This window comes from Citrobacter sp. 50677481, assembly GCF_001463265.1.
Lineage (GTDB): Bacteria > Pseudomonadota > Gammaproteobacteria > Enterobacterales > Enterobacteriaceae > Citrobacter_A > Citrobacter_A sedlakii.
The window spans coordinates 190,076-196,075 of sequence record NZ_LNHZ01000070.1; the positions used below are offsets into that span (position 1 = coordinate 190,076).

Sequence of the window (6,000 nt, forward strand, 5' to 3'; positions counted from 1 at the left end):
AGGTGTTTTCGCACCACCCGGCAAAAAGCCGATGTCAGAAAATTCGCCAGGATATTTCGTTCTGCCATTAAGATTATCCTAAATAATGGGGGTAATTTAGCCGACCGTTTACCGTAACGTTTTATTATTTTCACATTAACTGGAAAATTTAGGACTTTTCAGTTCCAAAAAACTATAAATCCATCGCGACTGCCGTTAGGATAGCTTTTCCAAAATTACTGACTCGCTATATCATGTTCTACACAAAAGTCTTCATGTTGCTGTGTGCATTAAGCATTGGCACCTTTCTTTTTCTTTCAATTCGCTATTTGCTGACGTCGCCGTTTAGTACGAATAATCTGTTGTCCGAACAGCGAATGCGTGACCAGCGTATTATTGAGGAGATTCTTCACGTTTGGCCCTATGAAGAAACAGTGGGCTGTACGCAGTACTATTTGCATCCGGCGATTATTCATCAAATCTCACATCGCATGGAGCAGGCTGAAAAATTTAACGATACCGACTATCGCCTGCATGATGAAACGATAGAGCTGGCGAAACGTGAATTCATTTCTTCGATCATCGAACTTAATTATACAATATACGCATTCCTGCTCTCTGAAGGCTCGGAATACAACGACTATCGCGACAAAATAGGCATCAAGTCGCAAATGATGATCGAAAAGTACGACCGCTTTCTTTTCACCTGTAAGCGGAAAAACCACACCGTTTTACTCCCTTCCTGATTTCCCGCATTAACACGCTCACCTCGGCATGGATGCTAACTGATTGGAATAATATTGTTTCTAATTTGTTATTCATCTGAAAACTGATCCGGTTTAATTTTAGTCAAGGATGAACAATACTGATGAATCTCTGCGCACCCCATGGCTTTTTAGTTCAAAATTTCAGCAAGTAAAGGGCTTTTCAGAGTGTTTAAGATCTTTGGTTGAAATATCATGTTCTTGTTTTTATTAGTTTTAGTTCTTCATGGTTACAATCAGAAATCATTTAAGATGAATTAAGGTTATTTTTCTTTCCTCGTTTACCCCGACACCTCAGAATATTCTTCAACCCGTGATGCCAGCGATAGGTAACGCTTACCCTGAATACCCGGGAAAGTGTCTTTTCTGGACGCTGGAAAATGTCATACAGACGTAGTGATGATGACGTTTTTCAACTTTGTTTGTCACGGACAGGTATATGTCGTTATCAGTGTGGGCATTATTTAAGCTCAGGGGAGACTGACCGTTAAATTCAGCGGAATGCGCTGAAAACACATTGATAAGGGCATATCTCATAGCAGGCTTCGTTATTTTCCATATCGCTCTGAAAAAGAAAAGTGTGGAGGCATCGGTCAGCCTGAAGAAAGCCATTTTAATTAGGATATATGTTGTGAGTATGCGTTTTGTTTTTTCATTGGTGACGTTAACTCTTGCACTTTGCGGCGCTTCTGTTTCTTGCTTCGCGGCATTAGCGAATGTTGAAGAGACGAATCTGAAAGAAAGTATTTTATTTGCTTTAGATCGCGACCCGGCAATTAGCCGTCAGGCCGCGCAAATGGGAATCGGCCAGGCAATGACAAAAGAGGCGAAAAGCGGCTGGATGCCGCAAATTGGCTTAACGGCGAGTACCGGTCACAGCCAGACAACGGATTCCAGTGGTTCGTTAAATAATTCCGCAGCCTGGGGAATTACCGTTACGCAATTAGTGTATGACTTTGGTAAAACCAATAGCGCTATTGCCCAGTCGGAAGCGCAATACGAAAGTTATCGCTATCAGTTGATGGCGACCCTTTCGGAAGTGGCGGAAAAAGCCGCGCAGGGTTATGTCGAAGTGAAACGCTATAGCGCCTTAGTGAATGCGGCGCGGGAGAACATCGCCGCGCTGGAGAAAATTCAGCATCTGGCGCAACTGCGCGCTGGCGCAGGTCTTAGCTCGACCTCTGACGATCTGCAAACCCAGACCCGCATTGCCGGGATGCGAGCGACGCTGGAGCAGTACGACGCCGCGTTGCAAAAAGCGAAAGCGGTGCTGGCGGTACAGACCGGTATCAGCGCCCATCGTTACGCCCGTCTGCCGGAGAACCTGGAAGCCAAACAGGTCGCCGTTGACGATATCGATTATTCCAGAATCCCTGCCGTGCTGTCCGCACGCGCGATGGTGACATCCGCACAGCACGGCATTGATCGGGCGAAAGCCCAACATCTGCCCACGCTCAGCCTGAAAGCGGGACGCACCCGTTATGAATCTGACAATCGCGGCTACTGGGACGATCAAATCCAGCTCAGCGTGGATGCGCCGCTGTATCAGGGTGGTGCGGTTTCCGCGCGCGTTGATCAGGCGCAGGGGGCAAAGGCGATGGCCGCTTCAGAAGAAGAAAAAGCGCGATTTGACATTCTGCAAAAAGCCTCATCGGCAATGGCGGACTGGAAAGGCGCACGCGGTCGTGAAGATGCCGGCAAATTCCAGCTGGTTAACGCCATGCAAACCCGCAGCGTTTACAAAAACGAATACACCCTGAGCAAAAAAAGCATCAACGACCTGCTGAGCGTCGAACAGGACGTCTGGCAGGCGCAATCTTCACGCATTAATGCTGAATACGACGGCTGGAGCGCCGCCATTCAGTACGCGACGGCAGTCGACAACCTGTTGCCCCTTATCGGGATTGAAAAACAGGCATCTAAAAAATTGCCCGATCTCTAATCCATTTTACTCGCAGCACCATGACCTCAGGGACGCGACCCGCAAGCGTAGTACTGATTAACTGACCTTTATGAGCCAGACTATGAATACATTAAAAACCGCAAACATTATCAATCGTCACACCGCGAAAAAAACCGTCCTGTCGGGCGAAGGCAACCTTTCCGTCGCAGTATCCGGCGCTTCCGTGATCGAAATCCTCGGTTCCGCTCAGGATGTGGCCCGCTACGTCCGCCAGGGCAACGACCTGCTGATCTACATGAAAGACGGCAGCGTGATTCGTTGCAGCGGCTATTTCACCGAAGATCCCGAGTCGAAACTGCACTCTGAACTGGTTTTCAATGATGAAACGGGACTGACCCACGTGACCTTTGACGATGTGGGCAATGTTGCCAGCCTGGACGCGGTTGAGCTGACGGCGCATGCGACGCCGATCGACAGCATCGAACCGTTGATGGCGGAAGCCGCCAGCGAAGAGAATGATTTTCCGTGGGCATGGCTGGCTGGTGCCGCGTTGGGCGGCGGCGCGATTGGCGCGCTGCTGGCTAATGATGACGGCGGTGAAACGAAAACAGTCACAGTGACCGAAACTGAAACCGTTGATAACACCAAAAATACGCCAACCTACATGGTCACCGATAATCAGGGCGACAAACAGGGCGGTCTGACCGCCAATGCCACGACCGACGATAACACGCCGACCTTCAGCGGGACCGGCCATCCGGGCGCGACAATTCAAATCAAAGACAGCAACGGCAACACCATCGCCAGTACAATGGTCGATGCAAATGGGGTCTGGACGGTACTGCTGCCCACGCAGACCGACGGCGTACATACCTGGTCTGTCGTGCAAATCAACGGTAGCGAGTCCACCTCAGCGGGCAATATTACGGTCAATGTCGATACCACGCAGGCAACCCTCACGCTGGCGACAACGGCTAACGATAATGTGATTAACGCCAGTGAACAGTCTGCCGGGTTTACGCTGTCAGGCAGTAGCAGTCATCTGGCGCAGGGCACGCAACTGACCGTCACGCTAAACGGTAAAAGCTATCTCACCCGCGTCGACGCGAACGGGGAGTGGCAGATCAACGTCCCGGCGGCGGATGCCGCTGCGTTGGCTGACGGGAGCTGGACGGTGAGCGTAAGCGGTCAGAATGCGGCGGGCAATACGGTGACGGGCACTCAGGTGATTGCTGTCGACACACAGGCGCCGCTGCTGTCGATGGATAGCATCGCCGTTGATCAGATCCTCAATGCCGTTGAGCACAACGCGTCCCTGGCATTAAGCGGAAAAACCACTGCCGAAGCCGGGCAGACGGTCACACTGACGCTGAACGGCCAAACCTATACCGCCCTTGTGACGAACGAGGGGACCTGGGCGCTGACGGTGGACGCCGCAGACGTACAGGCGCTGGCGAATGGCGACCATTCTTTGACGGTTTCAGTGAGCGATAAAGCCGGGAACGCGGCGGATTTCTCCGATCAACTGACTGTCGACACCACCGCGCCGATCCTGACGGTCAATCCCGTAGCTGGCGATAATATCCTTAATGATGATGAGCAGGATGTCGCTCAACTGATTTCAGGAATGGCGAACGGCGCCGCGCCCGGCGACGTCGTGACCGTTCAGTTTGGTGATCAGACCTTTACTGGCGTGGTACAGGCAGACGGCAGCTGGAGCGTGGGCGTTCCGGCCTCGTTGTTTAATTCCATGAGCAACGGGCAGCACACCATTACCGTGACGGTGACCGATGCGGCGGGCAATACCAGCACAGCCACCCACGATGTGACTCTCAACAGCCTGGCCGTCGGGATCACCGTCGATACTATTAGCCAGGACAACGTACTTAACGCCCAGGAGTCGATGCAGCCGCTGACCTTAAGCGGCGCCAGTACTCTCGCGGACGGTAGCACCCTGACCGTGATGCTCAACAATATCGCCTATACCGCAACGGTCAACGGTGGCGTCTGGTCTGTTCAGGTGCCGGTTTCTGATGTACTGAACCTTGCCAATACCCTCTATCATGTCACCGTTAGCGGCACGGACGCCACCGGTAACAGCGGCACGACCAGCGCATCCTTCCTCGTCGACACGGTGCTGCCGCAGGTGGTCATTAATCACTTCGCCACCGACAACCTGGTGAACCACGCGGAAACGCAAAGCGACCAGATTTTAAGCGGTCGTGTCATCCATGCCGCGGCGGGCGATACGGTCACCGTTCAGGTCGGCGGAAAAAGCTACAGCGCTACCGTGGAAAATGATCTGAGCTGGAAGGTGACCATTCCGGCCAACGACCTGCAACACTTTGGCGATGGCGACCTCACCTTTACCGCTTCCGTAACCAACAGTCACGGCAATACCGGGACCGGCGATCGCGATATCAGCATTAATGCGTCGCTGCCGGGCCTGCGTATAAATACGCTTTCTGGCGACGACATTGTTAATGCCATCGAACACCATCAGGATCTGGTGGTGAGCGGTAGCAGCAGCCATCTGGCGGCGGGTACACTGGTCACGGTGTCTATCAATAACGTGAATTATCAGGCGGTGGTGAGCAGCAACGGGGGTTGGCAGATTGGTGTTCCGGCAAGCGACTTGCAAAACTGGAACGCAGGACAACTGACCGTAACGGCCAGCGCACAGGATGGCTGGGGCAACCCCGTGTCCGTTGATCATCCGGTTGAGCTGGATCTTGATCCGGTGGCAATTACGATCAATACCGTTGCCGCAGACGATCTCATTAACGCCGCGGAGAAAGGCGCAGACCTGCTGCTTTCAGGGCAAACTCAGGGCGTGGAAGCGGGTCAAACTGTGGTGGTGAAATTCGCTGACCAGACTTTTACGGCACAGGTTCAGGCGGACGGTTCCTGGCGCGTGACTGTACCGTCATCGGCGATGGATTTACTGACCGACAGCCGCGAACAGATTGGCGTAAGCGTGACTAACGTCAGTGGCAACACGGCCAGTGCGAGCCATACCGTCACCCTGGACTCCCACGCGCCGGTGATCACCATCAGCACCATCGCGGCAGACGATATCCTGAACGCCACCGAAGCGCAGGCGGATCTGCTGATCGGCGGCACTACCACCGCTCCGGCGGGTCAGACGGTGACCGTGACGATTGGCGGCACCGGCTACACCACCCAGGTACAGGCCAACGGCAGCTGGAGCGTCACCGTCCCGGCAGCGGACGTGGCCTCCATCACAACGGGGGCAGTGACGGCCAGCGTGGCAGACGCCGCCGGTAATACCGGTTCGGCCAGCCATACCCTGACCGTCGACACTGCCGCGCCGGTGGTGACCATCAACACCGT

Annotated in this window: 3 protein-coding genes; all 3 read left to right on the top strand. The window is 53.4% G+C overall.

All coding sequences use genetic code 11. The features are described 5' to 3' along the window. Positions 1–233 precede the first annotated feature (233 nt). On the top strand, positions 234–725 hold the full coding sequence (locus APU02_RS20810) for a hypothetical protein (RefSeq protein WP_060571097.1): 492 nt from the start codon (positions 234–236) through the stop codon (positions 723–725). 655 nt (positions 726–1,380) lie between these two features. After that, positions 1,381–2,685: a TolC family outer membrane protein gene (locus APU02_RS20815; RefSeq protein WP_042292970.1), complete on the top strand. Its 1,305-nt coding sequence runs from the start codon at positions 1,381–1,383 to the stop codon at positions 2,683–2,685. An 82-nt stretch (positions 2,686–2,767) separates the two neighbouring features. Beyond that, positions 2,768–6,000, top strand: a 3,233-nt coding sequence (locus tag APU02_RS20820) for an Ig-like domain-containing protein (protein ID WP_120714931.1), incomplete at its 3' end; no start/stop codon positions are given.

Excerpts from the sequence above, each read along its gene's own strand:
- APU02_RS20810 (WP_060571097.1), top strand. The coding sequence starts at position 234 with ATGTTCTACACAAAAGTCTTCATGTTGCTGTGTGCATTAAGCATTGGC.
- APU02_RS20815 (WP_042292970.1), top strand. The coding sequence starts at position 1,381 with ATGCGTTTTGTTTTTTCATTGGTGACGTTAACTCTTGCACTTTGCGGC.